The organism is Verrucosispora sp. WMMD573, assembly GCF_027497175.1.
In the GTDB taxonomy this organism is placed as follows: domain Bacteria; phylum Actinomycetota; class Actinomycetes; order Mycobacteriales; family Micromonosporaceae; genus Micromonospora.
In genome coordinates this window covers 1,524,499-1,541,503 of the sequence record NZ_CP114901.1, presented here as the reverse complement: position 1 = coordinate 1,541,503, position 17,005 = coordinate 1,524,499, and the positions used below count along the sequence as shown (strand labels likewise).

Genomic DNA, 17,005 nt, shown 5'->3' with positions numbered 1-17,005 from the left:
CCGGGGCGTGCCGGACGTCACGCTATGCTCCGATGGTTTCTGCCTCCGACGCACCAGGAGTGGCGTGTGACTGTCGCATTCGTGACCGGGTCGGGCGGGCTGATCGGCTCCGAGGCGGTCCGGCACTTCGCCGGCCTCGGTCTCGACGTCGTCGGCATCGACAACGACATGCGGCAGGAATTCTTCGGCGAGGAGGCGTCCACCGCCTGGAATGTCCGCCGGTTGACCAACGAGCTCGGTGAGGCGTACTCCCACCACAGCATCGACATCCGGGACCGGGCGGCGCTCGGCGCGCTGTTCGGCCGGTACGCCCGGGACGTGGCCGTGGTGATCCACACTGCCGCGCAGCCCTCGCACGACTGGGCGGTGCGCGACCCGTTCACCGACTTCGACGTCAACGCCGCCGGCACGCTCAACGTTCTGCAGAACGTCCGGGAACACTGCATCGACGCCCCGGTCATCCACTGCTCCACGAACAAGGTGTACGGCGACCGGCCGAACAGCCTGCCCCTGATGGAGCTGGAGACCCGCTGGGAGATCGAGCAGGGCCACCCGTACGAGCAGGGCATCCGGGAGGACATGTCGATCGACGCCTGCCTGCACTCGATCTTCGGTGCGTCCAAGGTCGCGGCGGACGTCATGGTGCAGGAGTACGGCCGCTACTTCGGCATGAAGACGGCCTGCTTCCGAGGCGGGACGCTCACCGGGCCGGCGCACTCGGCGACCGAGTTGCACGGTTTCCTCGGATACGTGATGCGGGCGAACATGGAGCGCCGCACCTACAAGATCTTCGGCTACCAGGGCAAGCAGGTCCGCGACGCCATCCACAGCTCGGACGTGGTCTCCGCGTTCGAGGCGTTCTTCCGCAACCCCCGCTCGGCCGCCGTCTACAACCTCGGCGGCGGCCGACACTCGAACACCTCCAACCGGGAGGCGTTCACGCTGGCCGAGCAGATCACCGGCCAGGAGATGATCACCGAGTACGTCGAGGCCAACCGGATCGGCGACCACAAGTGGTGGATCGGCTCCAACGAGGCGTTCCAGGCCGACTACCCGGACTGGAAGCAGGTGTACGACGTACCAATGATCATGCGAGAGATCTACGAGGCCAACGTGGACAAGTGGGTGCCGGGAGCATGACCAAGAAGAATGTGCTCGGTGTCCTGGTCGATGCGACCGACTACGCCGAGGCCACCGAGCAGGTGGTGGCCGCCGCACAGGAACGCCAGCCGTTGGCGCTGACCGCGCTGGCCGTGCACGGCGTGATGACCGGCGTGCTGGACCGGGCGCACAACGCCCGGCTCAACTCCTTCGACGTGGTGACCCCGGACGGTCAGCCGGTGCGCTGGGCGCTGAATCTGCTGCACGGCGCCGGGCTCACCGATCGGGTCTACGGGCCGACGCTGACACTGCACGTGCTGTCCCGCTTCGCCGACGAAGGGCTGCCGGTCTACCTGTACGGCTCGACCGAGGAGACCCTCAACCGGCTGATCCCGGCGCTGGAGCGGATGTTCCCGGCACTCAAGATCGCCGGGGTCGAGGCATCGAAGTTCCGCGGCGTGCAGCCCGGCGAGGACGTCGAGATCGCCGACCGGATCAAGGCCAGCGGTGCCCGGTTGGTACTGGTCGGGCTCGGCTGCCCCCGTCAGGAGATTTTCGCGTACGCGATGCGCCCGCTGCTGGACATGCCGCTGATGGCGGTCGGCGCGGCCTTCGACTACCACGCTGGGTTGTTGCGCCAGCCGCCGCCGTGGATGCAGCGCGCCGGCCTGGAGTGGTTCTGGCGTCTCGGCCTGGAACCCAAGCGCCTGTGGCGGCGCTACGTGATCCTGAACCCCGCGTACCTGGGTCGCCTGTTCGCGCAGAAGACCGGGCTGTGGAAGGCCCGCCCGCCTGCGCCGGCCACCGAGCGGCCGACCACGTTCGCGGTCTGAACCAGGCACAGCAGACGGGCCCCGGCGTAGCGCCGGGGCCCGTTGCCGTAGCGGACTGTCAGAGGGTCAGCGTCCAGGTGTTGATGTAGCCGGTGTCACCGCCGTAGACGTCGCGGACCTGGAGCCGCCAGGTGCCGTTCGCCGCCTCGCTGGACAGGTTCACCGTGTAGGTGGTGTTCACGTTGTCCGTGCCGTCGAAGATGTTGCTGTTCTTCAGCCGGTAGGACGAACCGTCCGGAGCGAGCAGGTCGATGACCAGGTCGCCACGGTAGGTGTGCACGATGTTGACCGCGACGGTCGAGCTCGACGCGGCGTTCCGGTTGCAGCCGGAGATCGTGATCGAGCTGGTCACCGCCGAGCCCGAGTCCGGGATCGACACGTCCGTGCCGTTGGTCCCGGAGCAGCCACCGCCGCTGCCACCGGTCACCGTCAGCGAGTACGTCGCGCTCCTGGTGCCGGAGGCCGCGGTGCCGGTGACGGTCACGGTGTACGTGCCGGCCGGCGTGCTGGCCGAGGTGCTGATGGTGAGCGTGGACGAGCCGCCCGAGGTGACGGTGGCCGGGCTGAATGAGGCGGTCGCCCCGGACGGCAGGCCGCTGGCCGAGAGGCTGACGGACTGGGCGGAGCCGTTGGTGGTCGCGGTGGACACGGTGGCGGTCGCCGAGCTACCCGCCGTCACCGAGCCGGAGGTCGGCGACACCGAGACCGAGAAGTCGTTGGTCGGCGGTGGGGTGCTGCCGTTCACCACGTAGAGCAGCTGGTTCGGGGTTCCGGTGCCGACGTTCGAGATCACGTTCGGGGTGGAGTTGCTGACCAGGTAGTCCCGGACCTGCTGCGGCGTCCAGGACGGGTTGGCCGAGAGCACCAGTGCCGCGACACCGGCGACGTGCGGCGAGGCCATCGAGGTGCCGCTGATGGTGTTCGTCGCGCTGTCGCTGGTGTGCCAGGCGGAGGTGATGCTGACGCCGGGGGCGAGGATGTCCACACAGGTGCCGTAGTTGGAGAAGCTGGCGGCGGCGTCGTTGCTCTGGGTGGCGCCGACGGTGATCGCTGGCGCGGCCCGGGCCGGCGAGTAGTTGCAGGCGTTCTGCCGTTGACCCAGGGCGTTGCCGTTACCGGCGGCCACCGCGTACGTGACGCCGGAGTTGATGGAGTTGATGACCGCGTTGTCGACCGAGGTGTTGGCCCCGCCGCCGAGGCTCATGTTGGCCACGGCCGGTTTCACCGCGTTGGCGGTGACCCAGTCGATGCCGGCGATGACACCGGCGTTGGTGCCGCTGCCGGAGCAGTTGAGCACCTTGACCGCCACCAGGCGGGTCGCCTTGGCCACGCCGTACGCCGAGCCGCCGACCGTGCCGGCCACGTGGGTGCCGTGACCGTTGCAGTCGGTGTTGTTGGAGTCGACGGTGTTGGTGCCCCAGGTCGCCCGGCCGCCGAAGTCGGAGTGGGTGGTCCGGATGCCGGTGTCGATGACGTACGAGGTCACGTTCGTGGCCGTGTTGGGGTAGGTGTACGAGCTGTTCAGCGGCAGGTTCCGCTGGTCGATCCGGTCCAGGCCCCAGGACGGGGGGTTCGTCTGGGTGCCCGCGAGGGAGACGACGTGGTTCTGCTCGACGTACGCGACGGCCGGGTCCGCCGCGATCCGCGCCGCGGCCCGCGCGCTGACCCGCACCTCGGCGCCACGGACGGCCGCGCTGTAGGTCCGGGCCGTGGCACCGCCGTGCCGGCGCAGCAGCCGGTCCACCGAGGAGCCGACGGCCGTACGGCTGACCTCGCTGTCCTTGAACACGACGATGTAGCTGTCCTTGACGGCGGTCGCGCCGCCGGCGCTTCGGACGGTGCCGACCGGCTCGGCCGCCATGGCCGGCGTGGCCGCCGCCACCATGGCCAGTGCGGCTAGACCGACGAGCACGGATCTCTGTGGAAGAGCCATCTTCCTACCTCCCTCGGGTCGGCATCGGCCGTCCACCTGCTCGTGACAGGCTGATCGATGAACGCCGATCACGGTGAGGGTAGTTGGATGTGTGCGGACAGTTAAACATGTCGGATCCCTCATAACACTGGCGAGATGATTCCCCTACGGGGGACGGGTACGGGAGGAACGGGGGACGGACCCGGATTCGGCGGGCCGGAAATCGGGCAAGGCTGATGGACATGCAGAGCCACCTCGCCGTCCTGCTCCCGGTCGCCGCCGTCTGGTGGACCGCCGGCTACCTCGCGGACGGGCTACCCCGCCTGAGCCATGCGCGCGAGCTGCGCCAGCAAGCTGGCCGGCTGCTCGCGCTGACGCTGACCGGGCTCGCGCTGACGATGGCTCTGCCGATCGCCGGGCTGGTCTCCGTCGGACCGACCCTGGCGGATCGAGCCGCCGACGGGCTGATCCTCGCCGCTCTACCCGCCCTGCTGGTGGCCGGCTGCACGGTGCGCCGGTTGCGCCGGTTGTGGGCCGGGGCCGGCGCGCTGGCCGGCGCCGCCGGGACACCGGCCCCGCACGGACTGCGGGCCGCCGCCGCCCACCCGTTGATCGGACTGCCACTACAGGTGACCGGTCTGGCGTTGCTGCCGAGCGTCATCGTGGCGAGCGGTGCGGGCCAGTATCTCGGGCCCTCGGCAACCGGGCCGGCGATCACCATCGCCGCGCTGGCCGTCGCTGCGATCGGCGTACGCCACGCGTTGCGGCACAACCGCTTCGCCGAGCAGGCCATGCCCGAGCGGGTGTCGTCACCGCGCCCGGCCGCCGGCGCCCTGCACGTATAGCAGTTCCAGGATCGCCCTGGTCGCCTCGAACCAGCGGTCGAGCCAGCCGGGTGGCGGCACGCTGCCCTTCGGCGGCAACTCCATCAACAGGCCACGCAGCAGTGGATGGTCCACGAGAGACCCGTCGTCGGCCGTCGACCAGCCGCCGGCCGGAAAGGACGGCTCGGTCAGCGGATTCGGATCCAACGACGGCAGGGTGAGCGGCGACGGCGACTCCGTCGCCGTCGGGGTCTCCCGGCCCGCGTGCTCGGTCTCCGCCGACACCACCTCGGTCAGCACGGTGTCCCGCCGGGCCCCGCGATACTTGCCGCCGAACCGTTCCGGCTTTCCCGGTCCGTTGGTGAGGTTCTCCGACCCGATACTCGTCATCCGTCTCGCCTGCCTCGCTCGGTTACCCGCCCTGCCGGGGGGATGTCGACCAGCGCGTACCGGAAGGTACAACGACACGGGCAGGATGTGGCGACGGCAGCCGGCGGAGCACGCGTCCACGGGCCGCACCGCCGACACCCGATGCCCGACACCTGCGGCCCGCGTCGAGGTTCCCGCCGACACCGCCGAGGGTCACAAACAGCGGATCCCCGCTCGGCCGATGGCCGAGCGGGGATCCGTCGTCACCGTCCCCGGGCGTCAGGCCCGGGGGAACGCGCCGTCCCTGGTGCTGGCGACGAAAGCGTGCCAGTCGCCGGGCGCGAAGACCAGGGCCGGTCCGGCCTTGTCCTTCGAGTCCCGGACGCCGACCGCCCCGGTCACGTACGCCACCTCGACGCAGTTGTCACAGTTCGGTCCGCTCTTCGAGCTCTTGAACCATGTCGCCTGCGTCAGGTTCACGGAGAATCCTTGCGTCGCCACTTCCACAACGGCTCCTCTGCCAGTCTCGCGATGTACTCGACGGACTCCTCCGGGCGCCTGGCCGCTGCTCGAATGTGATCGAAGATGAAGCTGTACTTCTGTAGTTCGTCGCTCTTCTCCAGGAAGAGCCCACCCGTGGCGTTCTCCGCGTACACGACATCCGGATCACCGGGTTCGGGAAAGCTGAGGATGGTGAAGGTGCCGTCCATGCCGGCGTGCGCTCCCACCTCGAAAGGCAGGACCTGAAGCGTCACGTTCGGCAGCTGTGCCACCTCCACCAACCGGCTGATCTGGTCACGCATGACCGCATCCCCGCCCACCGGACGGCTCAACACCGCTTCATCGAGCACCACCCACAGATCGACCGGATCATCCTGGGTCAACAACGACTGACGACCGAGTCGGACACGCACCCGTTGTTGTACCTGCTCCGGGCTGAAATCGGGGCGGGCCGCGCGGATCATCGCGCTGGCGTAGTCCTCGGTCTCCAGCAGCCCCGGCACCACCTGCTGCTCGTACGCGCGAATCGAACTGGCCGCCGCCTCCAGGCCCACGTACGCCCCGACCAGCACCGTGCTGTAGGGGTGCCACCAGCCCTTCTGCCGAGCCTCGCGGGCGATCTGCACCAGCTCGTCGCTCTCGGCACCGACCACGCCGTAGATCCGGAGCATGTCCCGCACGTCCCGGGGAGTCGCGGTGGTGTGCCCCGTCTCGATACGCGAGATCTTGGAAGCCGAGCATTCCAACTGCTCGGCCACGGCCTCGATGGTGATCCCGGCGGCCTCGCGCTGGCGGCGCAGTTCTGCACCGAGCCGGCGCCGCCGGATGGTCGGGCTGCGCCGCTCGCTCACCGTGTCACCTCTCCGCTTCGACGCGCCGCGCTGACCGCCCGCCCACGGCGCGATCCTCCGGGCGAGCGTTCGCGGCGTGGGTTGTCCCGGTCGTCGGCCGGCCGCGGCGGGGCGAAACCGGCTCTCAGTGTGCCGCCCGGGTGGCGGCGCGTTCAAGCGCCGTTTCGCGCGAGCCGCTCACGTATCGGCAAAAGTCGACGTGCAACTTGCATGGAGCACACTCCTGATGCACTCTGTCCGTATGACCCGGGTTACTGACCGTCTCCGATCCGTTTCCACGAGTGATCAATGTCGTGGAGCGGCGGGTCGCCGGGCAGGAGCTTCGCCACCAGCAGCTCTTTATTGACGGACAAGGACACCGGCCCCGAGACACGACCTCGTCGCCGGAGCCAGCAAAAACCCCCATCCTTTAGCCGGCTCTTCCCCGCCGGCCGACCTTCCAGGAGCCCATGTGCTTCCCCGCTCCGGTGACGTACTGCACGTGACACGCGCGGCGAGTGTCCAATTCCTCAAACCCATCCTGTTCCGGGTGATCCGGGTGCTGGACCGGACCACCTACGACGGTTGGCTCTGGCTTGAGGGCTACGAGTTGAACGCGGCGGGGGACGCGGTCAACCGTCGGTCGATCTTCGTCCAACGGGCCGGGCTGCGGCAGGTCCAAGCCGCCCCGCAGCCGCAGCCGCGTCCGCACACCGTGCGCTCGGCCCGCCGGCCGTCCGTCCGGACGCCGGTTCGGGTGCACTGAGCTTCACCGACGTCAGGTGAAAGGGATTCGGTGGGCATGCCGCCGACATAGAATCGGTATGCCCACCCCGGCATGTTTCCACCCCGCGCCTCCCGGACCCCGAACCTGGGATGGCCATGGTCAACTTGTCCGCGCGGGAGCCACGCCGGTCCCGCATCGCCCACACCTTCGGACTCCTGGCGCTTCTCGGTGCCGTCACCATCCTGGTGGTGCTGGGCCGGGATCCGGCACTGTCGTCCACCCGGCTGGCCGAGCCCGTACCGGCCCCGGAGATAACCGTCGTGGAGAGCGAGCCGGTCGAGCCGGACGTCACCGCCGACGACGTCTGGGACGCCTTCGCCCGTGATGGCTTCTTCGACCAGACGATCGACGACCCGGCGGAGTCCGACGGCGACTCCGGAAGGCCCTCGTACCCGGCCGGCCAGCAGACGCCGGCCAGAGCCATGGGTGATCACAGCCGCGAGGAACTCAGCCGCTCGCTGTTCTGGTCCGGGGTGTTCGGGCTGGCGATCTCCCTCGCCGGCCTCGGACTGGTCGGCACCAGACGCCGGATGTGGTGAGTCGGGCGATCACTCCGTGGGGCTCGCCGAGGCGGTCGGCTCGGTGGTCGGCTCACCCGTGGTCGGCGAAGGACTTGGGCTGGCCGCAGCCACCACCAGCTGAACCTCGTCGCCCGCCGCCACCAACTCACCGGCCTCCGGGTCGGTGGCGATGACGGTCCCCTCCGGCTGGTCCGACGGGCGGTACTCCACCCGATAGTCGAGGTCGAGCCCGTCCAGCGCGGCCCGTGCCGCGGCCTCCGGCAGACCGACCAGCGGCGGTACCGGCACCTCGACCGGCGCGGCACTCGTCGTCGGTGCCGGTGTTGGGGACGCGGTGGTCGGCGACGGCGACGCCGTGGTCGGCGAGACCTGGGTGGTCGGCGAGGGCGACTCCGGTGCCGGGCCGTCGTCGTCCAGCCCCTGGCGGGCCAGCCAGAACCCACCTCCGATCAGGGCGAGCAGGAGCAGCAGCAGGACGCCCCAGAGGATCGGCAGCCACCACGGTCGGCCCGGCTGCTCGTCGGCGTACCAGTCACCGCCGGCCAGCTCGCGGTCCACCCCCGGCCGAACCGACGGCACCTCCGCGCGCCCCGACCAGGCCACCGATCCGGAGCGCTGACTCGGCGGCAGCTGCGCGGTCGCGTCCGCCGGCTCCGCGGCGGCCCGGTCCATCGGCGCGGTCTCGTCCGGCGTACGCCCGATCGGCGCCGTCTCGTCCGGCGCGCGCCCGATCGGTGCGGTCGCGTCGGCCGGCTTCCCCGGCTCACTGGCTGCCCGGTCCATCGACGCGGTCTCGTCGGGGGCGCGCTTCAGCGGCGCGGTCTCGTCCGGGCTGTCCCCGGCTGGCGGGATCGGACGGGTCCGGTCGTCCGGTTGCCCGTCGGTCGGCTGCTGGCGGTCGTCGCTCACGGCACGTCCTTTCCGCCGACCGGGCGGGCACCAGGCCCCTCGACGGTCAACCTAGCGGTTTCGCCGGTCATCGGCCGGCATCAGCGTGTCGGGTGCGCGTCACGCTGCCGGTGCGCTCGGGTCCGCACTCGGCGGTGTGCCACACCAGATCTGGATCACGTCGTTCCACCTGCCGACCGTGCCGCCGGGCGGGCGCTGCGACGTCACCGTGCCGGAGCGCCCGGTGGGATAGCGGGGGGAGAATCCGTCGTCTACCAGCTTGCCTCCCGCCTCGTTGCACGTCTCACCGGTCAATTCGGGCACCTCGTTCGGCGGGGCCGCCCCGGCTACGTTGATCTTGACGGTGACACCGCGCCGCACCGGCGTGCCCGGGGCCGGATCGGTGCTGCGCACGCTGGAACTGTCGCCGCTGCCGAAGACGAGTTGCCAGCCCAGGCCGAGGTCCCGCAGTTCCTCCCTGGCCTCCTCGAAGTCTGCGCCGATCAGGTCCGGGACGGTGAGTCCGGCCGGCCGCGACGGGCTGGGGCTGCTGCTCGGCCTGGTTGGGGTGGTCGGCGTCGGCCGATCCCGAGGCGGCGTGTTCGGTACGGCGGGGGTCGGGGTGCTGGTGCCGGTCGCGCCGGACGACACCGGGCCCGGCTCCACCTGGTCACCGGCGAGCACCCAGCCACCGGTCGCGCCGATGATCGCAAGCAGTACGGCGGCGGCCCCGCCGCCGATGATCAGCCTCGTCCGGTCCGGGCCGGTGTCATCGCGCCCCGGCCGCCCGCCCGTGGTCCCGTCCATCATCCCGCCCACCGCCTCATCACCCGCGACCGTAGCGACCGGGGCCAAGCACTGTCCGTAACCTTCGCCGGTAGGTACCGCGCACGACTCGCCGCACCGACCACAGGACGTTACGCTGCCCGGCATGGCCAGACAGGGCTGGGGAGGATCGATCGCCACCGCGGCCGGCGTGGCAGCCGGTGCCGGTGCCGCCCAACTGGGCTTCGGATACGGCCTGGGCATTCTCAACTGGGCGCCCCCTGAGGCGACCGCCGGCACGGCGGCCTGGGTGGCGAGCCTGATCTGGGCGACCTGGATCGCGGCCACGTCGACCATCTTCGGTGCGGTCTGCGCGCAACGCCTGCACGACCGTCGCCGGGCCGCATCCCCGTCCGACCCGGCGACGGTGCCCGACGGGCCGCCCGCCTCTGCTCCGCCGTCCGGGGTCGCAGCGCCACCCATCTCCGCAGCGGCAGGCAGCGGACCGACGACGTCCGGCAGCCCGGTTCGGTCCTCCGGTGAGCTGCCGTCCGTGACCGTCAAGCAGGCCGGTGGCGGACTGTGGGGAATTGCGCTGGCCCTGGCCGCCGGCCTGGGCGCGCTGATCACGGTGTTGCTGGTCGCCGTGCCGGCCCGGGTCGCGGTGGTGCCGGACACGCCGTCCCCCCGGGACATGGCCGCCGCATACGCGGCGGTCGGCGTACTGATCGGCCTGCTCGTGGCGATCTGGGCACTGCGTTGCCGCGCCGCCGCCACCAACGTCATCGCCACCGCCGGCTGGCTCTGGCTGCTCGCGGTCATCGCCGTGGTCGACTCGGTGCTCGCCGGTCGCGGGCTGACGACCGCGCAGCTCGGGATCTGGCAACTCAGCTCGGACAACGACCAGTTCTGGGTCCGGGACTACTTCTACTGGCCGGGCGCGGTCCTGTCGCTCGGTTCAGCACTGGTGATCGGCGCGCTGGCTGCCCGGCGCGGCGTCCGGGCGACCGAGCGGCGGGTCGGCGCGACCGCCTCCGGTGCCGCCGGGCCGCTGCTGGTGGCCATCGCGTACTTCCTGGCCGTACCGAGGCTCACCGCGATCAGCCCGGAACAGGTGTCCGCGCATCTCACCGCCCCGTACGCGGTGATCGTCGGCATCGGCGGGTCGGTCCTGGTGGCGGCGCTGGCTCAGCGGGCCGCTCGGCTGGCGGCCCTCCGGTCGAGCGGCCCCGACGCGGCCCCGGTGGTGCCCCGGCAGCGAGTCGGTGACTCCGACCGGCACACGCCCGGGGCCGAACCGGATGCCGCCACCCGGCCCACGCCGGACGCCGAGCGGTCCGGGGCGGGTGTCCCGCTGTCCCCGGCGGGTGCCTCGCGATCCCCGGCGGGTGCCTCGCGATCCCCGGCGGGTGCCTCGCGATCCTCGGCGAGTGCCACGCGGTCCGCGGCGGCCGCCGACCGGCTCGACCGGACGGTGGCCGGCGAGGTGACGGCGACCCGGGAGGAAGCCGGATCGGCGGAAACCACACCGCGACCGGCAGCGGTCAAACCAGCGGCGGTCAAGCCGGCAGCACCGAAACCGGCAGCACCGCCCTCGGCAGCGCAGCCGGAAAGGCCGGCGGAGGCGGGTGGGAAATCCGGGTCCTCGCCGTCCGAGGCGTCATTCGGCAGCGAGGAGACACCCGAGAGCGGCAACCGCCGCGGCCGTCCCCGGCAGCGCGGTCGCCAGTCTGGATCTTGACGCGAAACGACCCACTGAGAGGCGAACCAAGATCCGGTGAGGTTGCCGCTTCGCTCAGTCGAGCGGCCAGGTGTGCACCGGCTCGTTGGTGTACTGCAACTCCGCGTAGCGCTGGAGCATGTGATGCAGCGCGGCCCGGCGGTCCAGGCCCAGGTGGCGCTCGGCGGCCCAGACGGTGGCGGTCTGCCAGGCCGCCCCGTTGCGCCCGGTACGACAGCGTTGCTCGATGATGCCGAGCAACCGGTCCCGGTCGGCGGCGGCGACACCGAAGCCGTCGAGGCCGGCGGCGGCGAGCGGCAGCAGCGTGTCGAGCACCAGCGTGGTCACCGGCACCTCGCCCAGCCCTGGCCAGTGCAGGATCGCCTCCATGCCCCGGCGGGCGGCCGCGTGGAAGTTCTCCTCGGCGGAGCTGAAGGTGAGCTGGCTCCAGATCGGCCGGTCGGCCTCCGCCATGCCCCGGACCAGCCCGAAGTAGAAGGCGGCGTTGGCCAGCATGTCGACCACGGTCGGCCCGGCCGGTAGCACCCGGTTCTCCACCCGCAGGTGCGGACGGCCGTTCATGATGTCGTACACGGGCCGGTTCCACCGGTAGACGGTGCCGTTGTGCAGCCGCAGCTCGGCCAGCTCGGGAACGCCGCCGGCGTGCAGGACCTCCACCGGGTCCTCGCTCTCGCAGATCGGCAGCAGGGGCGGGAAGTAGCGGACGTTCTCCTCGAACAGGTCGAAGATCGAGGTTATCCACCGCTCACCGAACCAGACCCGGGGCCGTACGCCCTGGGCCTTCAGCTCGTCCGGCCGGGTGTCGGTGGCCTGCTCGAACAGGGCGATTCGAGTCTCCGCCCAGAGCTGCCGATCGTAGAGGAAGGGCGAGTTGGCACCCACTGCCACCTGGGCGGCGGCAATCGCCTGGGAGGCGTTCCAGTAGTCGGCGAAGCTGTCCGGCGCCACCTGTAGGTGGAACTGGAGGCTGGTGCAGGCCGCCTCCGGCGCGATGGAGTCGTTGTGCGTACGCAGTCGCTCGACGCCCCGGATGTCCAGCTCGATGTCCTCACCGCGGGCCCCGACGATCTGGTCGTTGAGCACGCGGTAACGCTCGTTCGTGGAGAGGTTGTCCGCCACCAGGTGTCGCTCGTTCAAGGTGGGCAGGATGCCGACCAGAACGATCCGGGTGTCCGACCGCGCGGCGCGTTCGTTGGCCCGGTTGAGGCTCGCGCAGAGGTCACGCTCGTAGTCGGCGAACCCGGTGCCGGAGATCAGCCGTGGGTTGGCGTTGAGTTCCAGGTTGAACTGCCCGAGCTCGGTCTGGAACGACGGGTCGGCGATCGCGGCGAGGATCTCCTCGTTGCGCATCGCCGGTTCGGCGGCCGGGTCGACCAGGTTGAGCTCGATCTCCAAGCCGGTCATCGGCCGGTCGGCGTCGAAGCCGAAGTCGTCAAGCATGAGCGCGAACACGTCGAGACAGCGCCGGACCTTCTGCCGGTACCGGACTCGATCCTCACGGGAGAAGGCGGCTCGATCGACGTCCCTGCCCATGTTTCCTCCCGGCGCGCGACGCCACGGAACGGTGCCGCTCCGCAGCGCACTGTGAACCATACTCGCTGGGAGCGCTGAGCCCCGCCGCCCCGAAGATCGGTCCATTGCCGCAGTCCACCCGCCGTGGCGGCCGATCGCCTCGCCCCTCACTCCCGCTGGAGCAGGTACCCAGTCACACCGTCGAGCCCCCGGCGCCCGGTGAAGAACAAGTTGTGACAATTCGCACCAGCGTCCGCGTACGGGTGGAGGCCCCGGACAGCCGACAGGCCCGCGCGGTGCGGGCGCGGGCCTGTCGGGGCGTACGGATCAGGACTGCCGGATGGCTTCGCCCTCGATCTCGATCTTGACCTTCTTGCCGACCAGAACGCCGCCGGACTCCAGAGCCACGTTCCAGGTCAGACCGAAGTCCTCACGGTCGATCTCGGTGCTCGCCGAGAAACCGAAGATGTCCTGGCCGAACGGGCTGCGGCCGACACCCTCGAACTCGACCTTGAGGTCGACCGGACGGGTCACGTCCTTGATGGTCAACTCGCCGGTCAGGACGAACTCGTTGCCCTCCTGCGACTTCACGCCGGTGCTGCGGTACTCCAGCGTGGCGAACTTCTCCGCGTCGAGGAACTCTGGGCTGCGCAGGTGCGCATCCCGGTCCGCCTGGGCGGTGTTGATGCTGGCGGCCTGGATGGTGGCGGAGACCGTGGACTCCAGCGGCTCCTCGGCGATGGTGATGGTGGCGCTCGCGTCCGCGAACTCGCCGCGAACCTTGCTCACCATCATGTGCCGGGCAACGAAGCCGACCCGCTTGTGCGCCGCATCCAGCAGGTAGGTACCGGCCGCCGGGATGGTGAGGCCGTTCCACTCGCGGGTAACCGGTTCGGTGCTGCTGGTCATGAGAGACTGCCCTCCGGGAGATATTGTTTAGTAGCCCAACGGCTGCGTCAGCAACTATATCCTCGGCAATATTCCTGCTGTCAAGCATTGGTACGATGGACTGGTGGAAGCGAACACGTTCGACGACCCTCGAATCACGGCTGTCGGCCTGCTCTTCGAGGTGCACGCCGGGCTGGCCGCCCGATTCGCCGCCCAACTGGATGAGCACGGCCTGTCATCGGTCGAGTTCGAGGTGCTGACCAGGCTCGCCCGGTCACCCGCCAACCAGCTGCGGATGACCGATCTTGCCGCCCAGACCTCACTGTCCACCAGCGGCGTGACCCGGGTGGTGGACCGGATGGAGCGCGACGGGTTGATCACCCGCCGCGCCTGCCCCTCCGACAGACGCAGCTCCTACGCGGTCGTCACACCGACCGGCCTGCGCCGGCTCGACGAGAGCCTGCCCGGGCACCTCCAGCTCATCGAGGACTGGTTCACCGGGCAACTCGACCCGGCTGCGCTGGCCGCACTGCTCGACGGCCTGCGGCGGGTACGCGACGCCGTACATCCCTGCGCCACCGCCGGCAGCCGCTCCGTCGCACCGGGCGAACTCCCGGCCGAGTGCGACGAGAAGGAGGGGAGGTCACCCGCACCAGGCGGCCAACCGGGCCACTGAGGCATCCCACGCCATCGGTTGCCGTCGCCCCCAACCGCTACTGCGGACCCTGGGTACGCACGGCAACAGCCGAGCGTCACGGCACCGGCAGAACCACCGGCAGAACCACCGACCCAATAGGTGATACCGCACCAAACCCGACAGACGGCCCGACTGTGCCTCGCTAGGCTCGCAGCGCGGGGGTAACGGGGGAAACCGGCGCGGGCGATGAGCGAGGGGTGGCAACAGGGGGCTTCCTCGCCCGCGCCGACCCCCGTCCCCGCCACCGGTGGGCCGCCTCACCGGTTCTGGGCTGTCGGGCCGTGCCGGGTCACCGACAGCACGTAGAGCAGTTCCTCCTCGTGCTCCAGCAGCCGGATGCCGCCCTCGCGGCAGGCCACTTCCAGCCGATCGAGCACACTCGCGTCCGAGGTGCTCGCCGCCAGCCCCACCAGAGCCTCCACGACCGTGCGTCGGTCCCGACCGGTCTCGTCCGGCTCCGCTGCGGCCGTGAACCACTCCGCCGCGACCTCCCGGGCCCCACGATGCAGAGCCAGATGACCCTCGATCAGTGCGCCGGTGCCGTCGAGTGGACGCAGCTCGGCGAGCACCTCGGCGGCCTCGGTCGCCCGACCGTCCTGGGCGAGGGCCAGACCCAGCGTCCCCAGCACCTGCCGCCGGCCACGCGGGGTGCCCAGATCGCCGAAGGCCGTCAACACCCGGCGAGCCTCGTCGGCCGCGTCGGCGTACCGGCCCTCCAGGCGGAACACCTCCGCGACGGTGCCCCGAGCCAGCACCCGCAGTCGCTGCTCCGCGCACTGACCACCGAGCCGGTCCACCACCGCCAGCCGGCGACGAGCCGTGATCAGGTCACCGAGCCTGATCTCGTGCCACGCCAGCTGATGCTGCGCGACCGCCATCTGGCGGGTCAGGCCATGCTCGGTGGCCAGGGCCAGTACCGCCTCCGCCTGCTCCCGTGCCTGGCCCGGCCGTCCGGTCGCGGCCAGCAGGACGCCGAGGACCGCCCGCGCCTCCAGTTCGCCCGGCACGTCACCGAGCCGACGGAACTCCGCCAACGCCGCGCGGGCCGTGGACAGCTCCGTTGCGCCTGCGCCGTGCTCGCCCGCGAGCATCGCCACACCGACTGCGGCCCACGCGCGCAGCGCCGGATCGGCATCGGCGGTACGCGGATCCGCCAGCAGGCGCAGCAGCCACTGCCGGCCGACGACGTCCCGCCCCCGTAACCGCCACCACCGGGGCAGGTTCACCGCGAGGCGTAACGCGGTCAAAGGGTCGTCGACCGCCGCGTACGCCAGCGCGGAGCTGATGTCGCCGGTGACCTCGTCGAGACGGTGCGCGGCGGCACCGGCACCGGCGCCCGTCAACCCCGACGCGGTTCGCTCCACCAGGCGGGTCACCACCCGAGCGTGCCGACGTCGGATCACCGTCGACTCACCGGCACCGGACGCCTGCTCGACGGCGTAGTCGCGGACGGCGTCGACGAGTCGGAACCGGAACGAGCCACCACCCCGTACGCTCAGCAGCCCGAGATCGAGGAAGCGGTTCAGCAGCGGCACCGGATCGACGCCGCTGCCGGCGAGCATCTCCTCGGCCAACTCCACCGACCACCGGTTGCCGAACGCGGCGAGCTGACGCAGCGCCGCCCGGTCCCCGGCGGCGAGCAGCCGGTAACTGGTGGCCACCGCGTCGCGCAGGGTCTCCGCCACCGCCGTGCGGGCATCGTCACCCCGTGGCCGTGCCTCCCAACCGCTGTGCGTGGCGGCCGAGGTGTCCAGATCCAACACCCGGTCGCCGTACCGGTCGAGCAGTTCGGTGAGATCGAGCAACCGGCCGCGCGCCGCCATCAGTTCGATCGCCAGCGGCAGCCCACCCAACCGGCGTACCAGGGCGGCCAGCGCGGGCAACTCGGCGTCGGCCGGCGGTTCCCGCCGCACCTGAGCCAGTCGCGAGGTGAACAGGGCGACCGCCGGATAGCCGGCGAGGGTGGCCGGGTCGGTGTCGCCCGGTGGCGGCACCTCCAATGGCGACACCGGGCGCACCCACTCGCTTGGTAGCCCGACCGGATGCCGGCCGGTGACCAGCACCCGCAGCGGCGGCACCGCACCGACGAGCCGCCGCAGGGTGCCGGCCACCGGATCGGGCGCCCGCTCCACCGCGTCCACCAGCAGCAGCGCCCGCCGGTCACCGAGCCGCGCGGCCAACTCGGTGTCCCGGGCCACGCCGAAGACCGTCATGACGGCGGCGTGCACGTCAGCCGCGTCCGACCCTGCGCCGATCAGCACCCCGGCGACACCGCCGGGGTGGGTGGGCGCGGCCGCGTGGACCGCCGCCAACGCCAGGGCGGTTTTACCGACGCCGGCCAACCCCACCAGGCTCACCACTCTGGGGCCGCGTGGATCGTTCAACAGGCTGGCCAGCTCGGTGATGTCGCGCTCCCGGCCGATCAGTTCCGGTGGCGGCGGCAGCCCCAGCGGCGGACCGACCTCGGGCTGGACGGTCGACGGGCTGGTGCCCCGGGCTGCGGCCAGAAACGCCGCACGGGCGGAGTCGGTCAGTCCGAGCGCCCCGGCGAGCAGCTCGATGGTGGTGCGTTGTGGCCGGGTGGAACGGCCACGTTCCAGGTCACGGACCGTCCGTACCCCGACGCCGGCACGGGCCGCCAGCTCAGCCTGGGTCGCGCCGGCCGCCAGCCGGTGCGCCCGCAGCAGCTCCGGCAGACCGGCGTGCGGCGGACCGGATCGACGATCATGACCGGGAGCCATGGGCACGGACAATACGGCCCAGGCCCGACACCGGACACGGGATCGTCGGCCACCCGACGATGCCGTGCCGAAACCTGACAACCGCCGATCGGTAG

Annotated in this window: 16 protein-coding genes; 7 read left to right on the top strand and 9 right to left on the bottom strand. The window is 71.1% G+C overall.

The genetic code is table 11. The annotated features are described in order from the left end of the window. The first annotated feature begins 24 nt into the window (after nt 1-24). Complete coding sequence (locus O7601_RS07110) at nt 25-1,140, top strand: NAD-dependent epimerase/dehydratase family protein (RefSeq protein ID WP_281565413.1); 1,116 nt, start codon at nt 25-27, stop codon at nt 1,138-1,140. Next, nucleotides 1,137-1,934, top strand: coding sequence for a WecB/TagA/CpsF family glycosyltransferase (locus O7601_RS07105; RefSeq protein ID WP_281565412.1), 798 nt, complete (start codon nt 1,137-1,139; stop codon nt 1,932-1,934). The genes O7601_RS07110 and O7601_RS07105 overlap by 4 nt, the downstream gene beginning before the upstream one ends. A gap of 58 nt (nt 1,935-1,992) precedes the next feature. Here the strand turns inward: O7601_RS07105 and O7601_RS07100 are convergent, their stop codons facing one another. Continuing rightward, on the bottom strand, nt 1,993-3,867 hold the full coding sequence (locus tag O7601_RS07100; RefSeq protein WP_281565411.1) for a S8 family serine peptidase: 1,875 nt from the start codon (nt 3,865-3,867) through the stop codon (nt 1,993-1,995). Between the two features lie 221 nt (nt 3,868-4,088). Between O7601_RS07100 and O7601_RS07095 the strand changes: the two genes are divergently transcribed. Next, nucleotides 4,089-4,691: a hypothetical protein gene (locus O7601_RS07095; protein WP_281565410.1), complete on the top strand. Its 603-nt coding sequence runs from the start codon at nt 4,089-4,091 to the stop codon at nt 4,689-4,691. Here the strand turns inward: O7601_RS07095 and O7601_RS07090 are convergent. The 3 genes from O7601_RS07090 to O7601_RS07080 form a co-directional block, all read right to left on the bottom strand. Beyond that, nucleotides 4,656-5,060 (bottom strand): hypothetical protein, encoded by a 405-nt coding sequence (locus O7601_RS07090; RefSeq protein ID WP_281565409.1) that lies wholly within the window; start codon nt 5,058-5,060, stop codon nt 4,656-4,658. The two genes, O7601_RS07095 and O7601_RS07090, sit on opposite strands and share 36 nt — an antisense overlap. A 258-nt stretch (nt 5,061-5,318) precedes the next feature. Next, a complete protein-coding gene (locus tag O7601_RS07085) occupies nt 5,319-5,540 on the bottom strand; it encodes a DUF397 domain-containing protein (RefSeq protein ID WP_099848313.1) in 222 nt (73 codons plus the stop codon). Beyond that, nucleotides 5,516-6,391, bottom strand: a complete 876-nt coding sequence (locus O7601_RS07080) for a helix-turn-helix transcriptional regulator (protein ID WP_281565408.1) — start codon at nt 6,389-6,391, stop codon at nt 5,516-5,518. The genes O7601_RS07085 and O7601_RS07080 overlap by 25 nt, the downstream gene beginning before the upstream one ends. A gap of 451 nt (nt 6,392-6,842) precedes the next feature. On the opposite strand from O7601_RS07080, the gene O7601_RS07075 reads away from it, so the two are divergent. Further along, the gene (locus O7601_RS07075) at nt 6,843-7,136 is read left to right on the top strand and encodes a hypothetical protein (RefSeq protein WP_281565407.1); all 294 of its coding nucleotides are present in this window, start codon (nt 6,843-6,845) and stop codon (nt 7,134-7,136) included. A 116-nt stretch (nt 7,137-7,252) separates the two neighbouring features. Next, the gene (locus O7601_RS07070; protein ID WP_281565406.1) at nt 7,253-7,696 is read left to right on the top strand and encodes a hypothetical protein; all 444 of its coding nucleotides are present in this window, start codon (nt 7,253-7,255) and stop codon (nt 7,694-7,696) included. A 9-nt stretch (nt 7,697-7,705) separates the two neighbouring features. Here O7601_RS07070 and O7601_RS07065 read toward each other — a convergent pair whose 3' ends face one another. Both O7601_RS07065 and O7601_RS07060 read right to left on the bottom strand, forming a co-directional pair. Further along, nucleotides 7,706-8,587, bottom strand: a complete 882-nt coding sequence (locus O7601_RS07065; protein WP_281565405.1) for a PASTA domain-containing protein — start codon at nt 8,585-8,587, stop codon at nt 7,706-7,708. Nucleotides 8,588-8,686: 99 nt separating this feature from the next. Further along, nucleotides 8,687-9,376, bottom strand: coding sequence for a PASTA domain-containing protein (locus O7601_RS07060; RefSeq protein WP_281565404.1), 690 nt, complete (start codon nt 9,374-9,376; stop codon nt 8,687-8,689). Nucleotides 9,377-9,497: 121 nt separating this feature from the next. On the opposite strand from O7601_RS07060, the gene O7601_RS07055 reads away from it, so the two are divergent. Further along, complete coding sequence (locus O7601_RS07055) at nt 9,498-11,072, top strand: hypothetical protein (RefSeq protein ID WP_281565403.1); 1,575 nt, start codon at nt 9,498-9,500, stop codon at nt 11,070-11,072. Nucleotides 11,073-11,126: 54 nt separating this feature from the next. On the opposite strand, the gene O7601_RS07050 is transcribed toward O7601_RS07055, so the two are convergent. Together O7601_RS07050 and O7601_RS07045 are read right to left on the bottom strand one after the other, a co-directional pair. After that, a complete protein-coding gene (locus O7601_RS07050) occupies nt 11,127-12,605 on the bottom strand; it encodes a glutamate--cysteine ligase (protein ID WP_281565402.1) in 1,479 nt (492 codons plus the stop codon). A 306-nt stretch (nt 12,606-12,911) separates the two neighbouring features. Beyond that, nucleotides 12,912-13,493, bottom strand: coding sequence for a YceI family protein (locus O7601_RS07045; protein WP_099848327.1), 582 nt, complete (start codon nt 13,491-13,493; stop codon nt 12,912-12,914). 103 nt (nt 13,494-13,596) lie between these two features. Here O7601_RS07045 and O7601_RS07040 point away from each other — a divergent pair, with 103 nt between their 5' ends. Next, nucleotides 13,597-14,148 (top strand): MarR family transcriptional regulator, encoded by a 552-nt coding sequence (locus tag O7601_RS07040; RefSeq protein ID WP_281565401.1) that lies wholly within the window; start codon nt 13,597-13,599, stop codon nt 14,146-14,148. Between the two features lie 278 nt (nt 14,149-14,426). On the opposite strand, the gene O7601_RS07035 is transcribed toward O7601_RS07040, so the two are convergent. Next, complete coding sequence (locus O7601_RS07035; RefSeq protein WP_281565400.1) at nt 14,427-16,910, bottom strand: helix-turn-helix domain-containing protein; 2,484 nt, start codon at nt 16,908-16,910, stop codon at nt 14,427-14,429. Between the last annotated feature and the right edge of the window lie 95 nt (nt 16,911-17,005).